The following is a 22,209-nucleotide window of genomic DNA, read 5'->3' on the forward strand; positions in this document are numbered from 1 at the left end:
AAGAGGACCGATAGAGTCACTAAACTGTTCGAATACGCCGAGGTCGGCATCGAGCACTACTGGTTGATCGACCTCGATGACCCGGTCAGCCTTACGGCATATCGATTGATCGACGGGGACTACGAACTGGTCGGTGAGAAGTCCGGGTGTGCCGTGCTCGACCTTGCCGGTGCATCGATCACGTTGGATCTTGCGGCACTGGTAAGTGGCAGGGCGTAGATCGCTGAGTCAATGGTGGATCGGGCCGTCCGTTCGCGCCAGCGGCTGCGCTGATGCACCGCCGCGTTCGGCGAGGATCTGGGCGGCGATGGATATCGCGGTCTCGTCGGGCGTATGGGCGTTGAGATCGAGGCCGAGGGGGCTTTTCAGGCGTGCCAGCTGATCGTCGCTAATTCCCGCGGCGCGCAGGCGTTCGGTGCGTTCGGTATGCGTGCGCCGGGACCCCAGTGCTCCGACGAAACCGATTTCGTCGATGCTCAATGCCGCCATCAGCATCGGCACATCGAATTTCGTTTCGTGGGTGAGGACGCAGACCACGGTGCGCGCATCGATGCGTCCGGCGGCGTGCTCGGCGGTCAGATAGCGGTGCGGCCAGTCGACGACTACCTCGTGGGCGGAAGGGAATCGCGCTGGGGTGGTGAAGGTTTCGCGGGCGTCCACGACAGTGACGCGGTAGCCGAGTTGGCGGCCGGTGCGGGCGAGGGCGCGCACGAAATCATTGGCGCCCGCCAGGATCATGCGGGCCGGTGCGGCGAAGGTCTGGACGAAGACGCGCGGGCGCGGGGCCTGCACCGTTTCGCATTCGTCCGAGCCGACCAGACCGCTGTGCCCGGCGTCGAGCAGCGCCCGCGCGTCGCGGTCCACGCCGCGCCATGGCTCGGAATCGCCGGGACGCAAGAGTTTCCAGTCCGGGGCGGCGTCCAGGGTGGTGGCCAGCGCCACCGGCTCACCCGCCGCGATCGCCGCGCGCAATGCGGACAGTACCGGCAGCCGGGTCTGATCGACACGTTCGACGAAGACCTCGATCTCACCCCCGCAGGTCAGCCCGACCGCGAAACCGTCGGCCTCGGCATATCCGAACCGATCCGATACCGCATGCCCGCTGCCCAGCACTTCCCGCGCCGACTCGACCACCGTGGCCTCGACGCATCCGCCCGATAACGAGCCGAGCACCGCACCGTCCGCGGTAACCACCATCGCCGCACCCAGTTCGCGCGGCCCGGGCCCGGTCGCATCCACAATGCGCGCCAACGCCACCGGCTCCCGACCGGCCAGCTGCACTAACTGTTCGAGCATCGCGCGCACGGCCACCGATCCTTCCCGAGGTGCCATCAAGCCTAGTGCCGCATCCAAAGGGTTCCGTCGAACGTAGTCCTGTGGTGGTCGCCCAACACCGCATCGACCGCAAAAATCACCATGCTCGGCGAGCCGCCGGAGCGGTAGCTATGCGCTACGGCCGAGTTCCCGGGGTTCGCCGCCGTTCGGATGCAATCGCTCGGCCTCCTCGGCCAGCCGCGCCTGCAGATCGGCGACGGTCAGGTGAGTGTGGTTGGGCCGTGGCCGCACCAGCACGGTGACCACTGCGGCGATCACGGCGACAACAAGTACGACACTCACAATCACGATGACATTCATGCTCGTCCCCTCCAGACATTGCGCATCAATCGAGAACCTCACGAAGTTGGAAGCCCCCCGGGATATCCCCGGTGTGGAAGTAGGTCGCGAATACCTCGGCCGCATGTTCGGCGTCGAAGATCTCGTCGGGGTACACGCGCAGCAGTTCGGTCCCATACGGCACTTCGACGCCCGGGTAGCCGACGCGCTCGCCGGGCAGGCCGAGCGCGTACCGGCGCGGCGTCCCGTCGGCATCGGTGCACAGCTCGATGACCAGCAGTTCGGCCGACCCGATGCACTCCACGTAGTTCCTGCCCGGCGCGGCGCTCAGCGTCGCGGTGATCTCGGACGCGGGCATCGGATGTGGCAGCCGCGTGAGATTCACCGAGTAGGAATCGAATCCATCCAGTCTGCGCAGCGGGCGTAGGAAGTTGATCACGGAATCGTCCGGACCGATGAAGACCTTCAGTCGATTGCTGTAGGTGAGCCGATGGGTGGTGGTCATCGGTTCCGCTGTCGGACGGCCGTGTTCGAGCTCGAACCCCGACCCGAGTGCGGTGTCCGCTCTCATCGGATGTGGAACATTCATCGGAAACCCACCTGCCACCATAGTTATCGACTAGCTAACTCAGCATTGCGCTTGTCGCGCCGAGATGGAAGGTATTGGTGATGTCTGACACATCACGGATTTATTGCGAGCTACTGTGAGCTACCTGGGTTCTGCTTGCGCGAGCGAATATCGCGCGACTCCGCTGAACCTCGCTGCCGCGCGACCGTCGCGGTCTCCACTTGATTGCCGAAAGGTTTCCACCAGTCGAACAATTCAGCGTCGAAGGCCGGAGATTGATCGGGGCTCGGCGTCGTGCCGATACACCGGTGTGAGCAGATCGGCATCGACCGGTTCGCCGGTGGAACGGTCATAGCGGACGGCGACCAGCACCGAAAACAGATGTGTCGCAGCGCGTTCGTGCAGCGTCGCCAATCTGGTTGCGAGCAAACGGATCGCACCGAGCGAGCCGGGTGGATGCAGACCGTCGATGATCAAGGCGGTGCCGCGTCCATCGGGACGCGGCAGCCGTGCGACATAGGCGATGTCGTGTGGCTCCGGACCGCCCGGCCGGTATATCCGCCTGGCCGCGCGATCCTCGATGCCACGGCGGGCATCCCCGGCCCGCGCCACCGCACGCCGCAGTCGCGGATCGGCCGCGATGAGCTGACGAATGCTCGGCGAGAGTTCGGGGCCGCCCAGCACGATCAACCCGTCGCGATTCAGGTCCACGGGGCGGCCCGGCAGGAAGTGTTCGACCGTTGCGGTGAAGCCGAGTTCGCGCAGTAGCTCCACCAGACGTTGCGCCGCACTCGGATCCGGTGCGCCCAGCACCCGGCCGCCGCGCACCTCCGGTGCGATCACGGTGAGCGATCCGTGCCCGAAAAACAGACCTTCCGGTGCGGGACCCTGGGTACTCACCTGATGGATCCGCGCGCGGGAAAGTCCCGCCGCCGCACCGATTCTGGCGAAGGTCCAGCCCTCGGCATGCAGTTCCCTGATCACCGCCCTGCGGATACGGGTTAGTTCGTTGATGGTCTGCTGGGCCGCCGCCACCCCATCGGTGGCCGCCTTGAGTCGCTCGACTTTATCTTCGATCGCGAAAACGCGCGCCACGTCATCGGCCGACATGTGCGAAGTCTAGACATCTCGACACCATGATGCGTCTAGTCTTCTTGACTTAGTTGAGCTTTCCGGGGCCGGTGACCGCGACGGAGCGAGTCTTGCGAGCGAACAGGCACGGCAAATCGGACACAGTTACGTCGCGTCCTCGTCGATCGGCGGACGTTCGTTGCGCTCCAACGGCTTTTCGAGCTTGGGCATCGGGTAGTCCGGCATGCCGCTGTTGGCGCCGAGCAGGTCCTGCTTATCGGGCATCGCCTTATCGAACTCCCGGAAAACCGAATCGTCGCCATTCAGAAGGTGTTTGGTGACCATCTGGCGCGGCGACATCTGGCGCAGCTCGTTCAGATCGGCCAGCGGTTTACGCAGGTCCTCGAATTCGGGCCCGAGCTCCTGCTGCAACTGCTGGGTCGCACCGCTGGCGTAGTCGCGAACCTTGCGCAGGCTCTGCGTGGTCCAGCGAATCGCCCCGGGCAGTCGCTCCGGGCCGAGGATCACGAGGGCGGCGACGAGGAGGATGACCATCTCGCCCCAGCTGATGTTGCTGAACACGAGTCCAGGCTACCTGGGCCGATGTTGCCGAGCCGCGCCGGATTCCATCCGCGGCTCAGTCCGATTCCAGCGTGACCGGCACGTCCACCTGCCTGCCATCACGGATCAACTGCACGTTCACCGTCTCGCCGATCTTGCGCTGTTGCACGGCGACCACCAGCTCGTCCGGGCCGGTCACCTCGCGATCGCCGATCTTCACGATGACGTCGTTCTCGACGATTCCGGCCTTGGCCGCGGGTCCGCCGGGTTCTACGTCGGCGACGGCGGCACCGCTCATCACATCGTTTGCGACCTGCTTGCTGCGCGCGCTGAGACCGATCTTCGGATGGTGCACCTGACCGTCGTGGATCAGCGCCTGCGCGATATTGGTCACCATATCCACCGGAATCGCGAAGCCGAGGCCGACCGAACCGCCGGTCTCACTGCGGATCGCGGAATTTATGCCGATGACCCGGCCCTCCATGTCGACCAGTGCGCCACCGGAGTTACCCGGGTTGATCGAAGCGTCGGTCTGCACCGCGTCGATGACGGCCTTGGTATCGCTGCCCTCACCGGAGAGCGCGACCGGGCGGTGCAGGGCACTGACGATGCCGGAGGTGACGGTCTTGCTCAAGCCGAGCGGCGAACCGATCGCCAGCACGTCGTCACCCACCTGGACGTCCTTGGACTTGCCCAAGTTGGCGACAGTGAGATTCTTCACATCGACCTTCAGCACCGCGAGATCGGTCTTCGGATCGCGTCCGACGATATTCGCGGGCACCCGGCTGCCGTCGGAGAAGGTCACCTGAATGGCGGCCCGGTTCGATTTGTCCTGTGCCGCCATCGAAATCACGTGATTGTTGGTCGCGATGTAGCCCCCACCGTCGATGACGACACCGGAACCGGTCGCGCCGTTGTCGCCGACCGTGACCCGGATCGATACCACCGAGGGCAGCACCGCGTTGGCCACCTTGGCGATCAGGCCGTGCGGGCGCTCGATCTCGCCGGACTGCTCCAGGGTGACCTTGCGCGAGGTCAACGGGGAGGTCGCCTCGGCGGTCAACCGGCCGACCAGTCCGCCGAGCACCCCGATGGCCAGCGCGACGGCCGCGAGCAGGGCCAGCGCCTTGGGCGCCACCCGGGAGCCGAAGAGCACCTCCCTGGCCGAGAGCTTGCGCGCCTGCGGCAGCGGCGCGGGTCGCGGGGTCGCGACGGCCGGTGCGCCGAGGCGTGCGGCGGCGTCGGGATCGCGCCACGGATCGGCCGGACCAGCCACCGGTGCGCCGGTGTCGGCGGCGTCGGGATCACGCTGCAGGAGTTCGGTGGAGCCCGCAGGACGTCCGAAGGCCTCGGCGAGTACCGCGTCGGGCGGGCTGTTGTGCAGTTCCGGGCCGACCTGCGGGACGCCCGAACCGGTCGACCTGGGCTGCTCGCCGAATGAACCGGCCTGGCCGGTGGGGCGGCGGAAAGTGCTCGCCGTGTGATTGTCCACGTGGGGGCGATAGACCGGGCGCGGTCCGAGTATCGGCGCGTCCGACGGCCTTAAATTCCCCCGGGCTGCCGAATCGGTGGTGTCGCCTGCGGAGGGCCGCGATTCCGACGGCCCGGAATTCGTCGATTCGGTGGTCACTCGGCAAACTCTACTTGCGCCACCAGGTTGTCCACCGGGTCGCGGTGAATGAATCGGTCAGAAATCCGAAAACCGCCTCGTTGCGGGGGCTTCCGGCGGTCGACCCGGCCGCCGCGCTCGTCGCGCCGCCGGGTAGTTCGGCGAGCGGAATGCGGGTGAGACTGTCGTGCAGATCGGTCGGAATCGACACCTGACCGGCCCGGCGCAGTGCGATCCGCGCCTGCTGCTGCGCATCGACCTCCGCCGCGCATTCGGGGCAGACGGAAAGATGTTGGGCGGCACGCAGATAGGCATTCATCCGCAGTTCGCCGTCCACATAGGCCGCGATCGCCTCGCTGGCCAGATGCTCGGTGGGACGGAAACGGGGACGACCTGACGTGCTGGCGTCGCCACTCATTCAGTGCTCACCCTTCCAACCGACTCATCCACTTCTGCGCTCGACCGAACGGATGTCCGGCCGCCGGGTGCGGTTCGGCTCGCGCCGGATCACCCCAGGTTCGCGTCAGCGGCGAACCGCTGCTCACTTCCATTATGCGCAAGGTAGTCGCGCAGCGCCTGACGGCCGCGGTGGATGCGGCTGCGCACGGTGCCGAGCTTGACACCGAGGGTCGCACCGATCTCTTCGTAGGACAGACCCTCGATATCACAGAGCACGACCGCCGCGCGGAACTCGGGAGCCAGCGAATCCAGGGCGGATTGCAGGTCGGGATCCAGGCGGGCGTCGTGATAGGCCTGCTCCGGGCTCGGGCCATCGGCGGGCACCCGGTCGTAATCCTCGGGCAGCGCCTCCATCCGGATCCGGTTGCGCCTGCGCACCATGTCCAGGAACAGGTTCGTGGTGATGCGGTGCAGCCAGCCCTCGAAGGTGCCCGGCTGGTAGTTCGACAGCGAACGGAATACCCGGATGAAGGTTTCCTGGGTCAGGTCATCGGCGTCCTGAGCGTCGCCGGAGAGACGGTAGGCCAGCCGGTACACCCGGTCGGCATGTTCGCGGACCAACTCGTCCCAGGACGGCATCGCGGAACGGTCGCCCGTCGCGTCGAAGGCCGCGGTACCCGTCAGCTCGACTTCGATGCTGTCCTCGTCGTGCATTTCGGCCTCCGTCGGGAGAACTTGCGCGGCTTCCGTCGGGAGAGCTTGCGCTGGCAGGGTGGCGAACTCGCGCGCCGCATCGACCATGTGGATGGTGATACCTCCTACTCGGGACCGTGGCTGCGGATCTACTGGCGATCCGGGTCTCGGATCGTCACGTACGGTTACAACAGACGATCGGTATGTCGTTGTTCCCGCGCCCCCGTGCCGTACGGTCGGCTGGTCTTGCTTGCCCATACTCTTTCTTGCCTCGATATGCCGCGGGTATGGAGATCCTGAGGGACACCTGAGAATCCGCCCCCGCCCCCGACAAACAATTAATCGCTCGGCCATGGGATAACGCTTCACCGCTGAGCCAAACTTGTGACTTCGTGCCCTAGATTCATAGGCGTGGCATCGAATCTGGAGCGAAATCTCTCCTACGTGGAGGAATCCGTCGTGGAAGACGAGGTCCTCGTCAGCGCGCGTGAGCGGGCCACTGAACTCGGTGCGTTACCCGTACCACCCTCGGTCGGCGCCCTGCTGAGCATGTATGCCCAGCTGCTCGGCGCGCGTGCGGTGGTCGAGGTGGGAACGGGCGCGGGGATCAGCGGGCTGTGGCTACTGGATGGCATGCGCGAGGACGGGACCCTGACCACCATCGATTCCGAACCCGAGCATCAGCGCGCGGCCAAGGAGGCATTCCGCACCGCCGAGATCCTGCCCGCCCGGACCCGATTGATCAACGGCCGAGCCCTCGATGTGCTGCCCCGACTCGCCGACGGTGCCTATGACCTGGTGTTCATCGATGCGGCCCCGCTCGAGCATCCGCAATACGTCACCCAGGCGGTGCGATTGCTGCGGGCGGGCGGCGCGATCCTGCTGCACAATGCGCTGCTCGGCGGCCGAGTTCCGGACCAGACCCAGCGCGATCCCGCGACCCAGGCGGTGCGCGCCGCGACCAGGGCGATCGCCGAGGATCCCGAACTCACCAGTGTGTTGATTCCGGTCGGCGACGGTCTGCTCTGCGCATCGCGCGGATAGCAATCATTCGGCTATCCATAACTGCTGGGAGAGCAGGCATTTCGTTCGACATATGCTGATTTCGCTACCGCCGGACGGGTATTCGAGCTGATGACAGGTTCGACGACGGCAAGGTATGCCCATGGTGTGGGAGCACGGATCCCGGATCCTAGAAATCGGCCACATCGGCCACTTGGCCAATGAAGGACGAACACGCGTCGGCGGTTGTCTACTGCCCGCACTCGGCTTTCTGATTTTCATCATGATGCTGGCCGTGGTGGTGCTGGTGTGGGTCAGCAATACCGATTTCGACACCGAGCGGACAAAAGTCCCGCTGACTCCCGGTCCCTGCGAACCGTTCTGCACCGGCGCGCCACCGCAACCCGGCTCGCGATAACCGGCGAAATATTTCGCGCGAAACCGCCACCGACCGGGTATCAAGAAGTAGAGGATGTCCCGGGGTGGTGATCGGGGAGAGGTTCGGCGTGTTTCGCGATGACGATGATCGAGACCCGATCAACTGGGGCCGGTCCGCAATCATTCTTGTGCTGGTGCTCGGTCTCGCCGTTGTGCTGATGCTATTGGTCGTCACCGCCGATTTCGGCGATAAGTCACCGACCACGACCGTGCCGAAAACACCGGGTGCCTGCGCGCCGTTCTGTCCGTCGAACTCGCAGTAGCGATTTCGGCTAAACCCAGACGCCCTTGCCGACGGTCACCACACCGCCGTTGCTGACCGCGAAGCGATCCCGATCCCGGTCCAGATCCACGCCGATGATCTCGCCCTCGCCGACGACCACGTTTTTGTCCAGAATCGCGCGCCGCACCACCGCGCCGCGCCCGATCCGGACACCCGGCATCAGCACACTGCCCTCGACGGTCGCGCCATCGTCGACCATGACATTGGAGCTGAGCACCGAATTGCGTACGGTCGCGGCCGAGAGAATGCAACCGGCGCCGATCACGCACTCCTGGGCGAGCCCGCCCTGCGCGAACTTGGCGGGCGGCAGATTCTCCGCCGCGCCGCGAATGGGCCAGTGCTTGTTGTAGAGGTTGAAGACCGGATGCACCGAGACGAGATCCATATGGGCCTCGTAGAAGGCATCGATGGTGCCGACATCGCGCCAGTAGCCGCGGTCGCGTTCGGTGGCGCCGGGCACCTCATTGTCGGCGAAGTCGTAGACCGAGGCCTCACCCGCGGCGACCAGCGCCGGGATGATGTCGCCACCCATATCGTGATCGGAATCGGAGTCCTCGGAGTCGGCGCGAATCGAATCGACCAGCACCTTGGTGGTGAAGACGTAATTGCCCATCGAGGCGAAGGTGACGTTCGGATCGTCCGGTGTGCCCGGCGGATGCGCGGGCTTCTCCAGGAATTGGGTGATCCGCCCGGACTCGTCGGAGTCGATGCAGCCGAACGCACTCGCCTCACTGCGCGGCACCCTGATCCCCGCGACCGTGACGCCCGCACCGGAATCGATGTGGTGCTGGACCATCTGTTCCGGATCCATCCGGTACACGTGATCCGCGCCGAAGACCACGATGTAGTCCGGATCCTCGTCATAGATCAGATTGAGCGACTGCATGATCGCATCGGCACTGCCGGTGTACCAGCGCGGACCCAGCCGCTGCTGCGCGGGCACCGGCGTGATGTATTCACCGGCGAAACCGGAAAGCCGCCAGGTCTGCGAGATGTGCCGGTCCAGTGAATGCGATTTGTACTGGGTGAGCACACACAGGCGCAGAAAGCCCGCGTTGACGAGATTGCTGAGTACGAAGTCGATCAATCGATAGGCACCACCGAAGGGGACAGCTGGTTTGGCCCGATCCGCGGTGAGGGGGAACAGGCGCTTACCCTCGCCACCGGCGAGCACGATCCCGAGTACGTGCGGCTGGCTCCTCACATCTGCCAAACTACCGCGCTCGGCGGGTACAGGTGGCCCATGCCAAAGTGAACGTCTAGTTTGAAGCCGTGAGTTTCGGCACGGGCGGCGGGGGTGCGGGGGCGGGAGCCGGTGATCACGACCGGCTTCGCGTTGCTATGTTGACGCGCGAATATCCCCCCGAGGTGTACGGCGGGGCAGGTGTCCATGTCACGCAGTTGGCTGCGCAGTTGCGGCAGTTGTGTGAGGTGACCGTGCATTGCATGGGTGTGGAACGCACGGATGCCGTGGTGCACCAACCGGATCCGATGCTCTACGCCGCCAATGCCGCGATGCAGATGATGTCGGCCCAGCTGCGGATGGCCGATGCCGCGGGCGAGGTGCACGTGGTGCATTCGCATACCTGGTACACCGGACTCGCCGGACACCTCGCCGCGACCCTCTACGGCATCCCACACGTGTTGACCGCGCATTCGCTGGAGCCGCGGCGGCCGTGGAAGGCCGAACAGCTCGGCGGTGGCTACCGGCTGTCGTCCTGGTCGGAGCGTAATGCCGTGGAATACGCCGACGCGATCATCGCGGTGAGCGAAGGTATGCGCCACGATGTGCTCGATGCCTATCCGACGATCGATCCGGACCGGGTTCACGTGGTGCACAACGGCATCGACGCGACCGTCTGGCATCCGGGACCGCCCGCCGGACCATCGCGCACGATCCTGGACGAATTGGGCGTGCGGACCGACCAGCCGATGGTGGCGTTCGTCGGTCGCATCACCCGGCAGAAGGGTGTCGGGCATCTGCTCGCCGCCGCCCGCGAATTCGATCCGCAGATCCAGTTGGTGCTGTGCGCGGGCGCGCCGGACACCCGCGAACTGGAAACCGAAGTGGCCGCGGCCGTCGCGGAGCTCAGCAAGGCGCGCGGCAATGTGTTCTGGGTGCGCGAGATGCTGCCCACCGAGCAGATCCGCCAGATTCTGGCCGCGGCCACGATGTTCGTCTGCCCATCGGTCTACGAACCGCTCGGGATCGTGAATCTCGAGGCCATGGCATGTGCGACCGCGGTGGTCGCCTCCGATGTCGGCGGCATCCCGGAGGTGGTCGTGGACGGACAGACGGGTCGCCTCGTGCATTACGACGCGAATGCGCCCGAGCAGTACGAACACGATCTGGCCGAGTCGGTCAACGAGGTCGCCGGTGATCCGGTGCTCGCCGCCGAATTCGGCGCCGCCGGACGGCACCGTGCCATCGCAGAATTCGACTGGCTGCAGATCGCCACCCAAACCGTCGCGATCTACGACCAGGTCCGCAAATTCTGACGTCGGTAGGTCGAGACCCGCACCGAGGCGGTCACTTCCAGCGTGTCCGGTAGGCCATCCAGGTGGTTGGTCGCATGATGCGCGGACGGTCCCATCGCCACCACGTTGCGGATATCGGTGCGGGTCAGCTTCATCGGATATTCCACGACGGTACGGTCCAGCTCGTCGAAGTGGCCGGACATCGTGTCGGTGAGACGGCGCTCCTTGTCCGGATCGACCGTCACCATGCCGAGTGGGCCGACGAGTTCGGCCAAGTGCCGTGGGGTAGGTGTGGCGACGACGAAGCGGCCGTCGTCGGTGAGGACCCTGGCGACCTCGCTCGGATTACGTGGTGCGAATACCGAGACCACTCGATGCAGCGCACCGTCTCGAACCGGCAGTCCGCGCCAGGCGTCGGCCAATACCGAGGCGGCACGCGGATGGGCGCGGGCGCAGCGTCGAGCCGCGGGTTTGGCCACATCCAAGGCGATCCCGACCGCCGCAACGGTATCGAGCACCGCGGCCAGGTAGTAGCCGGTTCCGGCACCGACCTCGAGCACGGCGGCCCCGTCGAGCACCGGATCGTCGGCCGCGACGGCGGTGGCCACCGCATCGGCGATCGGCGCGAAGTGTCCCCCGACCTGGAACGCGGCACGCGCGTCCAGCATCGCCGAGGTATCGCCGGTCATTTTCGTCGACGCACCGGTCAACAGACTGACATAACCCTGTTTGGCGATGTCGAAACTGTGCCCGTGTCCGCAGCGCAGCGCCCGATCTTGCGACCGCATTTCCGAGCCGCATTCCGGACAGGCCAGCAGACCGGCCACATCAGCGAGTGTGGGATTAGCTGGTGACACTCTTCAGTTCGTCACCGAGCGCTGCCGCTTCATCCGGCGTGAGCTCAACGACCAAACGCCCGCCACCCTCGAGTGGAACCCGCATCACGATTCCACGCCCTTCCTTGGTTGCCTCGAGGGGACCGTCCCCGGTGCGGGGCTTCATGGCCGCCATCCTCTGCTCCCTCCAGATCTGCGCGATATGCTGCGCACTTTCTTGGAACTACAGTTGTCACCAACTAGTGAGCTCGCCGGCATTTGGCGAGCTACACCCGTCCCATTCTTCCCTATCGCCGGAGTGGACGGATACCTGAGTTCGAAATGTGACCGCTCGGCCTGTGTTGGGCCGTCCTCGCTAGACCCAGCAATCGGCGAGGTGGTCGTCGACCATTCCGGTCGCCTGCATCAGCGCGTAGGCGGTCGTCGGGCCGACGAAGCGGAACCCGCGCCGCTTCAATTCCTTTGCCAGAGCTACGGATTCGGGAGTGGTCGCGGGCACCTCGGCAATCGCGCGCGGGCGCGGCCGAGCAGCCGGTGCGAAGGACCAGATCAACTCGTCCAGACCGACATCGAGGTCCGCGGCCACCCTGGCGTTGGCGATCGACGCTTCGATTTTGGCCCGGTTGCGGACGATGCTGGGATCGGCCAACAGCCGCGCCACATCGTCATCGCCGAACGCCGCCACCCGCTCGATCGCGAACCCGGCAAATGCGCTTCGGAAGGCCGGACGCTTACGCAGAATGGTGATCCAGGCCAGCCCCGACTGGAATGCCTCGAGACACATCCGCTCGAACATGGCGTCATCGCCATGCAGCGGTTTGCCCCATTCGTTGTCGTGATAATCCCGGTAAAGCTGCGACCCCTCCGACCACGGACACCGGATCTTGCCATCGGATCCGGTCGCCTCCAGCGCGGACACAGTGATTTCGGTGGTCATTTCTGGTCCAGCCCGAACGGCACGTGCTGCTGCGCGCTTGGGAGTTGTTGTACGGCCGGGACCTGATGCACGGTTGGGGCGTGTTGTGCGGTTGGTGTCTGCTGCGCGGTTGGGCCGTGCTGCGTGGCTGGGGTGTGCTGCGCGGTCGGGACTTGCTGGGTGGTCGGGGCATTCTGCATGCCCGGCAAATGCTGTGCGGTTGGACCTTGCGGGGCGACGACGGGGCGCTGCATGGATGGCGACTCGGCGATCGCGGCGTTCTGGGGGACGATCGTGGTCTGCGGTGCGGTCGGCAGCTGGGGCGGGGCGATTGATGGTTGTGCGGTCGGTGTTTGGGTTGGGGCGTTCGGCGGGGCGGCCGTTGGCTGCGGTGGGGTGAACGATGGTTGTGCTGTCGGTGGCTGGGGTGTGCCATCCGGCGACTTCGGCTGGACGAGCGATGGCTTTCCGAACGGTGCATGGGTCGCGGTGCCGTTCGGCGGCACAGTCGGCGCTTGGAGGTGGCCGGTCGGGGTTGGCTGATCAGTTGTGCCGTTCGACTGGCGGGGAGTGGCCTGTCGGGCACTTGGTGGCTGTGGCGGGGCGACCGATGGCTGTGTCATCGGTGTCGGGGTTGTGCCGTTCGGCGGATGCGGTGGGGCCGCCGGTGGCTGGACTGTCGGTGCATGCGCGGTAATCGATCCGTTCCGCGGGACAGTCTGGGGGTGGCCGGTCGGGGTTGGCTGATCGGTCGTGCCGTTCGGTTGGAGTGGTGAAACCTGCCGGGCAGTTGGTGGCTGCGTCGGGACCGATGGCTGTGTCATCGGTGCCTGGGTTGGGCCGGTCGGCGGGGCGGTCGGCGGCTGTGGCTCGGAGACCGACGGCTGGGCGATCGGTGCTCGCGGCGAGGTGAACGATGGCTGTGTCGTTGGCGGCTGGGATGTGCCGTTCGGTGGGGTAGTCGGTGGCTGGGGCTGGCCGGTCGGGGTCGGCGGCTGAGCGATCGTGCCGTTCGGTTGCGCTGGCGGGGTCTGGGACTGCTGGTGTGGCGTGTTCGACGAGGGCTGCTTCGGGAACTGGACACTCGGGGTCTGGGTGCCGCGCGCCTCGGCCAGTTGGACTTGCAGCTCGTCGATTCTGGCCGCGAGGCGGGTCAGTGCCCAGTCGACTTCACCGGCCTTATAGCCACGCACCACCTGCTGGAAGCGCAGGGCACGCACATCCGCGCCGCTGATGCCCTCGGCGGGCAGCACGGTCGCCGTTGTTCCCTCGGGTAGCGGTCCGAGTTCCTCGGCTCGGCCGAAGACCGCACTGGCGAGCAAGAACAGCACCGCGGCGACCAAACCGACGATCAGCACGTACAACAGCAGCGTGAGCATGCCCCGAGCTTATTGGCCCACACCGACACCTGACATCCGCCCGCCCGCGAAAATCGGACCTCGAATTCCGACCAGCCATCCCATCGACCGCCCGAGCCGCGCGATCACCCCACCGATCCGAGCCGCCACGCCGCTGCTGCGACCCGACACGCCCTACAACTGCGCAGCCCATACCGTACGCAACGGAGATCCACCCCAGCCCGCCAGTGCGGCTCGCGGTGGCAGGTGCGGCTCGCACTGACGATGTGGTCTGCGATAGCGGGCGGGCCCAACGATGGACTCCAGTGGCAGCAGGGCCTGCGATGACCAGTGCGGTCCGCGTTGACAATGGTGCCCGCGATGACGAATGCGGTCCGCCGTGGTGGTTTTGCCCGCGACAATCAGCGGCTTGGCCCCTCAGCCGCCCGACCTCGGCATACGAGGCCAGGAACCCGAACCCGGACGGTGGGCCGCTGAACGATGTGACGCTGCGGACCAATGCGGCAGCGCTGATGGCTGTGGTCCGTGATTACAGATGTGGCGTGCGGTGACGGTCCGGTCCGCGATGACGCGATTGCGATGTCATCGGCGGCAAGTGTGCGGTCCGCGGTGGCCGCGTGGTCGGAAATGGCAGGCGCGGCCGTGACTACAGGTGCCGCGTCGTATCGATTCCCAGCGACATGCCCGCGAGTCCGCGACGTCGCACCGCGAGTTTGTCGGCGACCTCGAGCAGTGCCTTGGCGGCTGGGTTCTCCGGGTCGCGCAATACGATGGGGGTGCCCTCGTCGCCTGCCTCGCGCAGCTCCTGTTCGATCGGAATCTGGCCCAGCAGTGGCACATTCGCTCCGACGGCGCGGGTGAGGCGCTCGGCGACGGACTGGCCGCCGCCGGAGCCGTAGAGGTCCATTCGGGTGCCGTCGGGCAGGTCGAGCCAGGACATATTCTCGATGACGCCCGCGATCCGCTGACGGGTCTGCAGTGCGATCGCACCGGCGCGTTCGGCGACCTCGGCGGCCGCGGGCTGCGGGGTGGTGACGACCAGGATCTCCGCATTCGGAATCAGCTGCGCGATGGAGATCGCGACATCGCCGGTGCCGGGCGGCAAGTCCAGCAGCAGCACATCGAGATCGCCCCAGAACACATCGGCGAGGAACTGCTGCAGCGCCCGGTGCAGCATCGGACCGCGCCACACCACCGGCGTATTGCCCTGGGTGAACTGGGCGATGGAAATCAGCTTCACATTGTGCGACTGCGGCGGCATGATCATCCGCTCGACCTGAGTCGGGCGCGCGTCGGTGCCGAGCATCCGTGGAATCGAGTGGCCGTAGATATCCGCGTCGAGCACACCGACGGACAGTCCGCGCGCGGCCATCGCGGCGGCGAGATTGACTGTGACACTGGATTTTCCGACGCCGCCCTTACCGGAGGCCACCGCGTACACGCGGGTGAGCGAACCGGGCTGGGCGAACGGGATGACCGGATCGGCGGAGTCGCCGCGCAACTGCTTGCGCAGATTGGTGCGCTGCTCATCGCTCATCACATCGAGGTCCACCGTGACCGCGCCGACGCCCGCCACGTCGGCCACCGCCTTGGTGACCCGCTGGGTGATCTCGGTGCGCAGCGGGCAGCCCGCCGTCGTCAGGTAGACCTCGATATGGACATTGCTGTCGGCACCGATCGCGATGCTCTTCACCATGCCCAGTTCGGTGATCGGTTTGCGGATCTCCGGGTCGTCGACCTTTGCGAGGGCACCCCGCACATCCGCTTCCGTTACCACTGGCATGGCACGAATTTTACGTTGTGTCAGATTCGGGGCAGGTCCCCGGGCTTAGGTGCGATGCCGGAGGCATAGGACCCGGCCCACGCCATCACATTGGCGACATAGGCCATCGAGTTGTTGTAGCGCAGGATCGCCCGGGTCTGCTGGGTGAGATCGCGCATATTCAACCCGCCGTCGCACAGGTACCTGCCCGCGGTCAGTGCCGCGTCGAACAGATTCTGCGGATCGGCGATGCCGTCGCCGTTACCGTCGGCGCCGTAGCGCTTCCAGGTCTCTGGCAGGAACTGCATCGGGCCGATGGCGCGGTCGTATCCGCCGAGTCCGTCCAGCGCGCCGCCGTCCGTATCGCGAATGACATGGTTGCCCGCGAGGCTGCCGTCGAGCACCGGGCCGTAGACTGGTGTCAGCGGATTGCCGTCCGCATCGGCCTTTCCGCCGAAGGCGTGGGTGGATTCGACCCGGCCGATACCGGCGAGCAGGTACCACGGAATTCCGCAGACCGGATTCTCGGCGGCGAGGATGTTTTCGGCGTTCTGATAGGCCGCGACGGCGACGCCGGGAATGCCGAGCGGGCCGGGTGGCAGTGCGGCCGGTTGCCGACCGTCCGGCAGCGCAACGGTTTTCACGATCGGCGGCGCACTCGGCGCCTGCTTTGCCATTGCGTTCGCGACGAATTCGGTCGCCGCCGGTTCCGCGGCGACCGAAAGTTCGGCCACCTGGTCGTCTTGATCGTCTCCCGGAATGTGTTGCAGGACAGACGATGCGGTCGGATCGCCGGTGCCCGCGGACGCGGCGACAGCCACCAGTCCAGCGGGTACCAATCCGGTCAATGCGATAACGGAGCTGCGCTTGATCGTCGCAGGCGACTGTTTTCGGTGACGCCCCACTGTGCGGTGACCCTCCCATTGACTCGATAACGAGCCCTTCGTGATGGACGAAGTAGAGGGTACCGCATCCGAGACCTTTTTGTTACTGCTTCGTTATCAGGTCTCGGTGTGGCGTGATCGCCTCGATATCGGTCCTGGTCTCAGCCCTGCGGGGCCGGTGCGGGCGCGGGCAGCGGGATCACGATGCCGAACGGCAGCGTGATGCCAGGGGCGGGCGGCGGGGTGGCCGCCTCGGTCTGCGTCGGCTCCGGCGCATCGGCCACGCCGGGCTCCGGTGTCTTCTCCGGCTGCGGCGCTTCGCCCGGCGACTGCGCCGGATTCTGTGCATTCGGTGCGGGCGCGGGCTGGGCCGGATCCGGTTGGGCCGGAATGCAATTGGCGGGTCGCTGCGGCGGCTGCTGATCCGGGTGCTGCTGGTCCTGCTGCTGAGGATCCTTCGGCTCCCCGTTTTCCGCGGCACCGTAGTTCTGTGCGGGTGCGATCGGCGACTGTGCCGGATCGCCGGGTGCGGGCAGCTGCGCGGGCGCCACCTGCTGCGGATCACACGGCGGCTTGGGTACCGGCCGCGGGCAGAAGATGCCGCACGGGATCGGCGGCAGACCGGGAATGTTGATCATCACCTCGGTCGGCGTAGGGATGGTCACCGTATTCGGTGGCAGCTGGGGCCTGGTGGTGGTCGTGGGTGCCGTCGACGACGCGGCCAGCATGTCGGGGCCCGCTGTGATCGGCGCGGTGCCCGGCGGGATGAGATCGGGGGAGATGTTCACCTGACTCGGGGTGCCGCCGGTGCGATAGGCCGCCGACCAGCTCAGCACATTGGCGGCGTAGGCGAGGGAGTTGTTGTAGCGCAGCACCGCACGCAGTTCCTGCTGCGGATCGCGCAGGTTCAGCCCGCCCGAGCACAGGTACTTGCCCGCGGCGAGCGAGGCGTCGAAGACATTGTGCGGATCGGCGACACCGTCACCGTTGCCGTCGGCGGCGTACAGGCCCCAGGTGCCGGGCAGGAACTGCATCGGCCCGATGGCGCGCACCGCACTGCCGTCGGCGGCCTTGATCACCTCGTTGCCCGGTAACGAGCCGTCCAGCGCGGGCCCGAAGATCGGGGTCACGGTGGTGCCCCCGGCATCGGTGCGTCCACCGCCCGCGTGCAGCGATTCGATCCGCCCGATCCCGGCCAGCAGGCTCCACGACAGACCGCAGCCGGGCATCGAGGATTCCAGCGCGAGTTCGGCATTGCGATATGCCGCGAGCACGATTTCCGGGATGCCGAGCGCCCCGCCGGTGACGGGCAGCGCGATGTCGTGCAACGGCACCGAGCCCGCGAACAGTGGCGTGCCATCGGCAAGCGGCGTCATTGCCCGAAGTTTGCGGGGAGCCTCCGGCGTTACCGGAAGGAGACCAACTGTCCGGGACAATCCGGCTTCACTGGTGTTGCCGGATGTTCCGTCGGCCGCGGCCGGACCGGTCGACGCCGCGAGCAATGCCTCCGGCGCGGTATCCGGAGTGCTGGATCGGGTGGCATTGGTGCCCGAGCCGGTGGCCACAAGACCAGCGACGACCAGGGCCGAGACCGTTATCGGAGCAGAGATTCGCATTCGGCCACACCAATCCTCTACGTCGTGAGAGCGCCTGTCCGGGACATCCCCCGCCCGTCCGCTCGGGACAACGTCGTCCAGGTTACCCGTGGGTCACAACCTTGTTGAGCATTTCCTGTCAATCGTCAGCAACTGGCGGTGAAACCTGAACTGTGCCCGGCTTTCTGCCGGAGCTTTTCTTGCGATTGGCCTTCGGCGGTTTATCGGCGCTCGACTCGGAATCCGGCGCCTGCGCGGCCTCGATCCGGTCCAGCACCTCGCGCATTTCCTCCAATTCCCTGCGCATGTAGTCGCGGGTAGCAACCTCGCCGACCGCGATCCGCAGCGCTGCGAGCTCGCGGGCGAGGAATTCGGTATCGGCCTTGGTCTGGGCGGCCCGAGTTCGGTCCTCCTCCAACGACACTCGGTCGCGGTTGTCTTGTCTGTTCTGCGCCAACAGGATCAGCGGCGCGGCATATGCGGCCTGGGTGGAGAACGCGAGGTTGAGCAGGATGAACGGATACGGGTCCCAGCGCAGCGCGATCACGAAGACGTTCAGCAGGATCCAGACGATCACCACAATCGTCTGGAGCGCCAAATAGCGTCCGGTGCCGAGGAATCGGGCGACCCGCTCGCTGGAACGGGCCAGCGCCTCGGCATCGTAGTCGAAGCGGAACCGCGATTCCAGCGGTGTTTCCAGCCGCTGGCGCGCCGGATTCTTCTCACTCGGCATCGGCTACCCCTTCGTGGCGCACGACCGCGTCGTGGCCGGTATCTTCCTGCTCGCGCCAATCCTCAGGTAGTAGATGGTCGAGCACGTCGTCCACGCTGACGGCACCGAGCAAATGGTTCTCCTCGTCCACCACCGCACCGCAGACCAGGTTGTAGGTCGCGAAGTAGCGGGTCACCGCACCGAGCGGGGCATCGGGGCGCAGCGGGGACAGATCGGTATCGAGAATGCCGCCGACCAGGTGTGCCGGAGGTTCGCGCAGCAGTCGCTGCAGGTGCACCGAGCCGAGGAAGCGGCCGGTCGGCGTCGCGGTCGGCGGCCGCACCACGAACACCATGGTGGCCAGCGCGGGTGTCAGATCAGGATTGCGCACCCGGGCAAGCGCTTCGGCGACGGTGGTGGCCGGGGTCAGGACCACCGGTTTCGGCGTCATCAGACCACCCGCGGTATCGGGTGAATGCTCGAGCAGCCTGCGGACCGGTTCGGACTCCTCCGGATCCATCAGTGCCAGCAGCGATTCGCGCTCGCCGGTCGGCAGCTCGCCGAGCAGGTCGGCGGCGTCGTCGGGATCCATCGCCTCGAGCACGTCGGCGGCGCGGCGCACCTCGAGGTGGCCGAGCAGATCGACCTGGTCGTCGTCGGGAAGTTCCTGCACGACATCGGCGAGTCGCTCGTCGTCGAGCGCGATCGCGACCTCGATGCGCCGCTTCTCCGGGAGTTCGCGCAGCATATGCGCGACATCGGCGGCGCGAAGGCCCTCGAACTGCTCCAGCAGTTGGGTGACGTCCTGTCCCGGCCTGCCGATCTCGTACGGCGTCAGCCCGCTGACCTGTATCCAGTCCACGACATGCACCGTCCGGCGGCGGCCGAGCCTGCGATGTCCGCGCACCGCGACCCTGGTCACCCGCCAGTCCCGGGTCCGGCTCTGTTCGATACCCAGATCGACGACGAGCACATCGACATCGGCGAGATCCGACAGATCCGGATCGTGAACGCGCACCGAAGAATCCACGATCTGCGCGAGTGCGAGCATCTCACCCGGACGCTGGGTGAAGCGTCGCAGACTCACCGTGCCGGTATTGAGCGCGACGACACCCGGTTCGATCGTGGTCACCCGCAGCATCGGCACGAAAATCCGCCGCCGGGACGGCAATTCGACGACCAGACCGTGCACCCTCGGTTGCTGGCGGTCGTAGCGGATGGCCACGACGACGTCGCGGATGCGGCCGATAGACTCGCCGTCCGGTCCGAGTACCACCAGTCCGGCCAGCCTGGCGACGTACACCCTGGTTGCTGCCATGGTTGTCAGGTTAGAGGGTGCGCGGACCGGTACTCGCACCATGCCACGATCGACGGGAGTGATCATGAAGCCGCGCCGCTCGGTGCTCGCCTGCCCCGGTAGCAGCAAGAAGATGATCGATAAGGCCAAGGGTTTGCCGGTCGACGAGGTATTTCTCGATCTCGAGGATGCGGTCGCGCCCGCCGCCAAGGCCGAGGCCCGCGCGAATATCGTGGCAGCGCTGAACGACACCGGTTGGGGTGACCAACTGCGGGTGGTGCGGGTCAACGATTGGACCACCCAGTGGACCTACGCCGATGTGATCACCGTGGTGGAGGGCGCGGGCGCGGCGCTGGACGCGATTCTGCTGCCGAAGGTGACCGATGCCGGTCAGGTCCGGGCACTTGATCTGCTGCTCACCCAGTTGGAGAAGGCCAGCGGGCTCGAGGTCGGTCGGATCGGTATCGAACCGCAGATCGAGAACGCCATGGGGTTGCGCAATATCGATGAGATCGCCACCGCGAGCCCGCGGGTGCAGACCCTGGTCTTCGGCCCGGCCGACTTCATGGCGAGTATCAATATGCGCACGCTGGTGGTCGGTGAACAGCCCGAGGGTTATGACACCGGCGATGCCTACCACCACATTCTGATGACCATCCTGCTCGCCGCCCGCGCGCACGGTCTGCAGGCAATCGACGGCCCCTACCTGCAAATTCGGGATATCGATGGATTCCGCAGGGCCGCCGGACGCACCGCGGCACTCGGTTTCGACGGTAAATGGGTGCTGCATCCCGGACAGATCGAGGCCGCGAACGAGATCTTCAGTCCGCGCCAGGCCGATTACGATCGCGCCGAGCTGATTCTGGACGCCTACGCCTTCCACACCTCGGAAAAAGGCGGCGCGCGGGGAGCGGTAATGCTCGGCGACGAAATGATCGATGAGGCCAGCGCGAAGATGGCTCAGGTGATCGCCGATAAGGGTCGAGCCGCGAGGATGACGCGTACCACGCGTTTCACACCCCCGAACTCCGCCCAGGAATAGCAGAATAGAGCTATGACGAATCCCTTGGGGAACTCGAATCGCGCGCGCCAGGGCCTGCCGACGCCGCCATCGGGCTGGCCGGTCGGCTCGTATCCGACCTATGCCGAGGCTCAGAAGGCCGTCGATTTCCTGGCCGACAACCAGTTCCCCGTGCAAGACGTGACCATCGTCGGCGTGGACCTGATGCAGGTCGAGCGCGTGTTGTACCGACTGACCTGGGGCAAGGTGATCGGCGGCGGAGTGGTTTCGGGCGCGTGGCTCGGCCTGTTCCTCGGCCTGCTGCTGAGCTTGTTCACCACCAGCGGCGGTTTCGCGCCGGTGCTTGTCGGCTTGGTCGGCGGCATCATCTTCGGCGTCATCTCCACCTCGATCCCGTACGCGGCGACCAGGGGGCAGCGCGACTTCGCCTCCACCATGCAGTTGGTGGCGGGCCGCTACGACGTGCTGTGCGACCCGAAGTCGGCCGAGCAGGCTCGGGACATGCTGGCGCGGTTGGCGATCTGAGCGCATGGAGGTTGTGGACAAGGTTCGCGCCGAGGTGCTGGATCATTTCGGTGCCGCATCGACGGGTGTCGACTCCGCGTCGGTCACCTTCCTGGGACTGGAGCCCATCGAGATTCTGCGTATCCCGGGCGAGGAGCTGGTGCACTACGTGACCCTCGGCGGATCACGTCATCCCATGGGCGATCCCGGTGACCTGCATGCCGATCCGGTGCGCGGACCGCGGGCCGAATTGGTGCTGACGCTGCGTGCCGGAGTCGGCCCGAGTTCCGGACTGGCCCGCACACTCGGCGTGCTGGCCGCGGCGCCCGCCGTGGAAGGTGTTGTGCTGCAAGCCGATGCGCTGCTCGATCTCGGTGAGCCGATGTGGCGCGACGCGCCGTTCACCGCGGTCTTGTTGGGAGACAGCGACATTCCCGAGATCGCGCTGCCCGAACCCGCCGAGCCGGTGCGGTATTTGGCGGTGGTTCCGGTGACCGCGACCGAGGCGGCCTGGGTGCGGGTGCGCGGTGCGCAGGCACTGCGTGAGGCGTGGGCCGAGGCCGGGATCGATGTACACGATCCGGCGCGAGGCGCTGCGTCGCTGTAGT

General features: G+C 66.3%; 25 protein-coding genes and 1 pseudogene. 8 read left to right on the forward strand and 18 right to left on the reverse strand.

Features of this window, described 5'->3' with window-relative positions; translation table 11 throughout:
* Positions 1-219, forward strand: a 219-nt coding sequence (locus NA5_RS34595; protein WP_174555308.1) for a Uma2 family endonuclease, incomplete at its 5' end; no start/stop codon positions are given.
* A gap of 9 nt (positions 220-228) precedes the next feature.
* Here NA5_RS34595 and NA5_RS34600 read toward each other — a convergent pair.
* From NA5_RS34600 to sigE, 8 genes are all read right to left on the reverse strand, one after another.
* On the reverse strand, positions 229-1,305 hold the full coding sequence (locus NA5_RS34600) for an XdhC family protein (protein WP_062993283.1): 1,077 nt from the start codon (positions 1,303-1,305) through the stop codon (positions 229-231).
* A gap of 138 nt (positions 1,306-1,443) precedes the next feature.
* Positions 1,444-1,635, reverse strand: a complete 192-nt coding sequence (locus tag NA5_RS34605) for a hypothetical protein (protein WP_062993246.1) — start codon at positions 1,633-1,635, stop codon at positions 1,444-1,446.
* Between the two features lie 25 nt (positions 1,636-1,660).
* A complete protein-coding gene (locus NA5_RS34610; protein ID WP_157110808.1) occupies positions 1,661-2,119 on the reverse strand; it encodes a hypothetical protein in 459 nt (152 codons plus the stop codon).
* Positions 2,120-2,437: 318 nt separating this feature from the next.
* Complete coding sequence (locus NA5_RS34615) at positions 2,438-3,292, reverse strand: hypothetical protein (RefSeq protein WP_062993248.1); 855 nt, start codon at positions 3,290-3,292, stop codon at positions 2,438-2,440.
* Positions 3,293-3,418: 126 nt separating this feature from the next.
* Complete coding sequence (tatB, locus tag NA5_RS34620) at positions 3,419-3,835, reverse strand: Sec-independent protein translocase protein TatB (protein ID WP_062993249.1); 417 nt, start codon at positions 3,833-3,835, stop codon at positions 3,419-3,421.
* Between the two features lie 55 nt (positions 3,836-3,890).
* Positions 3,891-5,444: a S1C family serine protease gene (locus tag NA5_RS34625; RefSeq protein ID WP_062993250.1), complete on the reverse strand. Its 1,554-nt coding sequence runs from the start codon at positions 5,442-5,444 to the stop codon at positions 3,891-3,893.
* Positions 5,445-5,454: 10 nt separating this feature from the next.
* Positions 5,455-5,841 (reverse strand): zf-HC2 domain-containing protein, encoded by a 387-nt coding sequence (locus NA5_RS34630; RefSeq protein ID WP_062993251.1) that lies wholly within the window; start codon positions 5,839-5,841, stop codon positions 5,455-5,457.
* 89 nt (positions 5,842-5,930) lie between these two features.
* Complete coding sequence (gene sigE / locus NA5_RS34635; RefSeq protein WP_062993284.1) at positions 5,931-6,536, reverse strand: RNA polymerase sigma factor SigE; 606 nt, start codon at positions 6,534-6,536, stop codon at positions 5,931-5,933.
* Between the two features lie 390 nt (positions 6,537-6,926).
* Between sigE and NA5_RS34640 the strand changes: the two genes are divergently transcribed.
* The 3 genes from NA5_RS34640 (at position 6,927) to NA5_RS34650 (ending at position 8,218) form a co-directional block, all read left to right on the forward strand.
* Positions 6,927-7,559, forward strand: coding sequence for an O-methyltransferase (locus NA5_RS34640; protein WP_371856482.1), 633 nt, complete (start codon positions 6,927-6,929; stop codon positions 7,557-7,559).
* A gap of 121 nt (positions 7,560-7,680) precedes the next feature.
* Positions 7,681-7,935 carry a hypothetical protein gene (locus NA5_RS34645; protein WP_062993252.1) on the forward strand — a complete coding sequence of 85 codons (255 nt, stop codon included), beginning with the start codon at positions 7,681-7,683 and terminating at the stop codon, positions 7,933-7,935.
* Positions 7,936-8,002: 67 nt separating this feature from the next.
* On the forward strand, positions 8,003-8,218 hold the full coding sequence (locus tag NA5_RS34650; RefSeq protein WP_218020227.1) for a hypothetical protein: 216 nt from the start codon (positions 8,003-8,005) through the stop codon (positions 8,216-8,218).
* A 9-nt stretch (positions 8,219-8,227) separates the two neighbouring features.
* Here the strand turns inward: NA5_RS34650 and glgC are convergent, their stop codons facing one another.
* A complete protein-coding gene (gene glgC, locus NA5_RS34655; RefSeq protein ID WP_062993254.1) occupies positions 8,228-9,442 on the reverse strand; it encodes a glucose-1-phosphate adenylyltransferase in 1,215 nt (404 codons plus the stop codon).
* Positions 9,443-9,579: 137 nt separating this feature from the next.
* Here glgC and glgA point away from each other — a divergent pair, with 137 nt between their 5' ends.
* Entirely contained in the window at positions 9,580-10,737 is a 1,158-nt protein-coding gene (gene glgA, locus NA5_RS34660) for a glycogen synthase (protein WP_062993255.1), read from the forward strand.
* Here the strand turns inward: glgA and NA5_RS34665 are convergent.
* The 9 genes and pseudogenes from NA5_RS34665 to NA5_RS34700 form a co-directional block, all read right to left on the reverse strand.
* Positions 10,713-11,543: a putative RNA methyltransferase gene (locus tag NA5_RS34665; RefSeq protein WP_174555309.1), complete on the reverse strand. Its 831-nt coding sequence runs from the start codon at positions 11,541-11,543 to the stop codon at positions 10,713-10,715. The two genes, glgA and NA5_RS34665, sit on opposite strands and share 25 nt — an antisense overlap.
* Before the next feature lie 16 nt (positions 11,544-11,559).
* Positions 11,560-11,727 (reverse strand): DUF3117 domain-containing protein, encoded by a 168-nt coding sequence (locus tag NA5_RS39865; protein ID WP_011211259.1) that lies wholly within the window; start codon positions 11,725-11,727, stop codon positions 11,560-11,562.
* A 183-nt stretch (positions 11,728-11,910) separates the two neighbouring features.
* A pseudogene (locus tag NA5_RS34670) lies at positions 11,911-12,489 on the reverse strand (DNA-3-methyladenine glycosylase I); the annotation flags it as partial.
* Positions 12,486-13,847 (reverse strand): DivIVA domain-containing protein, encoded by a 1,362-nt coding sequence (locus tag NA5_RS43540; protein ID WP_443093754.1) that lies wholly within the window; start codon positions 13,845-13,847, stop codon positions 12,486-12,488. The pseudogene NA5_RS34670 and the gene NA5_RS43540, both read right to left, overlap by 4 nt.
* A 625-nt stretch (positions 13,848-14,472) precedes the next feature.
* Positions 14,473-15,609 (reverse strand): Mrp/NBP35 family ATP-binding protein, encoded by a 1,137-nt coding sequence (locus NA5_RS34680; protein WP_062993257.1) that lies wholly within the window; start codon positions 15,607-15,609, stop codon positions 14,473-14,475.
* A gap of 20 nt (positions 15,610-15,629) precedes the next feature.
* The gene (locus NA5_RS34685) at positions 15,630-16,493 is read right to left on the reverse strand and encodes a lytic transglycosylase domain-containing protein (RefSeq protein WP_062993258.1); all 864 of its coding nucleotides are present in this window, start codon (positions 16,491-16,493) and stop codon (positions 15,630-15,632) included.
* Positions 16,494-16,633: 140 nt separating this feature from the next.
* On the reverse strand, positions 16,634-18,088 hold the full coding sequence (locus tag NA5_RS34690; RefSeq protein WP_062993259.1) for a lytic murein transglycosylase: 1,455 nt from the start codon (positions 18,086-18,088) through the stop codon (positions 16,634-16,636).
* Positions 18,089-18,206: 118 nt separating this feature from the next.
* Positions 18,207-18,800, reverse strand: coding sequence for a DUF1003 domain-containing protein (locus tag NA5_RS34695; RefSeq protein ID WP_062993260.1), 594 nt, complete (start codon positions 18,798-18,800; stop codon positions 18,207-18,209).
* Entirely contained in the window at positions 18,790-20,097 is a 1,308-nt protein-coding gene (locus NA5_RS34700) for a magnesium transporter MgtE N-terminal domain-containing protein (RefSeq protein ID WP_062993261.1), read from the reverse strand. Before NA5_RS34700 ends, NA5_RS34695 begins: the two co-directional genes overlap by 11 nt.
* Positions 20,098-20,161: 64 nt before the next feature.
* On the opposite strand from NA5_RS34700, the gene NA5_RS34705 reads away from it, so the two are divergent.
* Genes NA5_RS34705 through NA5_RS34715 form a run of 3 tightly spaced genes read left to right on the forward strand, consistent with a single transcriptional unit; the run spans position 20,162 to position 22,208 of the window.
* Positions 20,162-21,118, forward strand: a complete 957-nt coding sequence (locus NA5_RS34705; protein ID WP_084484652.1) for an HpcH/HpaI aldolase/citrate lyase family protein — start codon at positions 20,162-20,164, stop codon at positions 21,116-21,118.
* Positions 21,119-21,130: 12 nt separating this feature from the next.
* On the forward strand, positions 21,131-21,622 hold the full coding sequence (locus NA5_RS34710; RefSeq protein WP_062993263.1) for a YflT domain-containing protein: 492 nt from the start codon (positions 21,131-21,133) through the stop codon (positions 21,620-21,622).
* Positions 21,623-21,626: 4 nt separating this feature from the next.
* Positions 21,627-22,208 carry a suppressor of fused domain protein gene (locus NA5_RS34715; RefSeq protein WP_084484648.1) on the forward strand — a complete coding sequence of 194 codons (582 nt, stop codon included), beginning with the start codon at positions 21,627-21,629 and terminating at the stop codon, positions 22,206-22,208.
* The last annotated feature ends 1 nt before the right edge of the window (position 22,209 follow it).

Origin of the sequence: Nocardia anaemiae NBRC 100462 (genome assembly GCF_001612725.1) — a bacterium.
GTDB classification, from domain to species: Bacteria; Actinomycetota; Actinomycetes; order Mycobacteriales; family Mycobacteriaceae; genus Nocardia; species Nocardia anaemiae.

Coding starts and splice junctions, on each gene's coding strand:
- NA5_RS34615 (WP_062993248.1), bottom strand. CDS start 3,292: ATGTCGGCCGATGACGTGGCGCGCGTTTTCGCGATCGAAGATAAAGTC.
- NA5_RS34690 (WP_062993259.1), bottom strand. CDS start 18,088: ATGCGAATCTCTGCTCCGATAACGGTCTCGGCCCTGGTCGTCGCTGGT.
- sigE (WP_062993284.1), bottom strand. CDS start 6,536: ATGCACGACGAGGACAGCATCGAAGTCGAGCTGACGGGTACCGCGGCC.
- NA5_RS34710 (WP_062993263.1), top strand. CDS start 21,131: ATGACGAATCCCTTGGGGAACTCGAATCGCGCGCGCCAGGGCCTGCCG.
- NA5_RS34605 (WP_062993246.1), bottom strand. CDS start 1,635: ATGAATGTCATCGTGATTGTGAGTGTCGTACTTGTTGTCGCCGTGATC.
- NA5_RS34645 (WP_062993252.1), top strand. CDS start 7,681: ATGGTGTGGGAGCACGGATCCCGGATCCTAGAAATCGGCCACATCGGC.
- NA5_RS39865 (WP_011211259.1), bottom strand. CDS start 11,727: ATGGCGGCCATGAAGCCCCGCACCGGGGACGGTCCCCTCGAGGCAACC.
- NA5_RS34680 (WP_062993257.1), bottom strand. CDS start 15,609: ATGCCAGTGGTAACGGAAGCGGATGTGCGGGGTGCCCTCGCAAAGGTC.
- NA5_RS34695 (WP_062993260.1), bottom strand. CDS start 18,800: ATGCCGAGTGAGAAGAATCCGGCGCGCCAGCGGCTGGAAACACCGCTG.
- NA5_RS34630 (WP_062993251.1), bottom strand. CDS start 5,841: ATGAGTGGCGACGCCAGCACGTCAGGTCGTCCCCGTTTCCGTCCCACC.
- glgA (WP_062993255.1), top strand. CDS start 9,580: ATGTTGACGCGCGAATATCCCCCCGAGGTGTACGGCGGGGCAGGTGTC.
- NA5_RS34715 (WP_084484648.1), top strand. CDS start 21,627: ATGGAGGTTGTGGACAAGGTTCGCGCCGAGGTGCTGGATCATTTCGGT.
- NA5_RS43540 (WP_443093754.1), bottom strand. CDS start 13,847: ATGCTCACGCTGCTGTTGTACGTGCTGATCGTCGGTTTGGTCGCCGCG.
- NA5_RS34705 (WP_084484652.1), top strand. CDS start 20,162: ATGAAGCCGCGCCGCTCGGTGCTCGCCTGCCCCGGTAGCAGCAAGAAG.
- NA5_RS34610 (WP_157110808.1), bottom strand. CDS start 2,119: ATGACCACCACCCATCGGCTCACCTACAGCAATCGACTGAAGGTCTTC.
- NA5_RS34700 (WP_062993261.1), bottom strand. CDS start 20,097: ATGGCAGCAACCAGGGTGTACGTCGCCAGGCTGGCCGGACTGGTGGTA.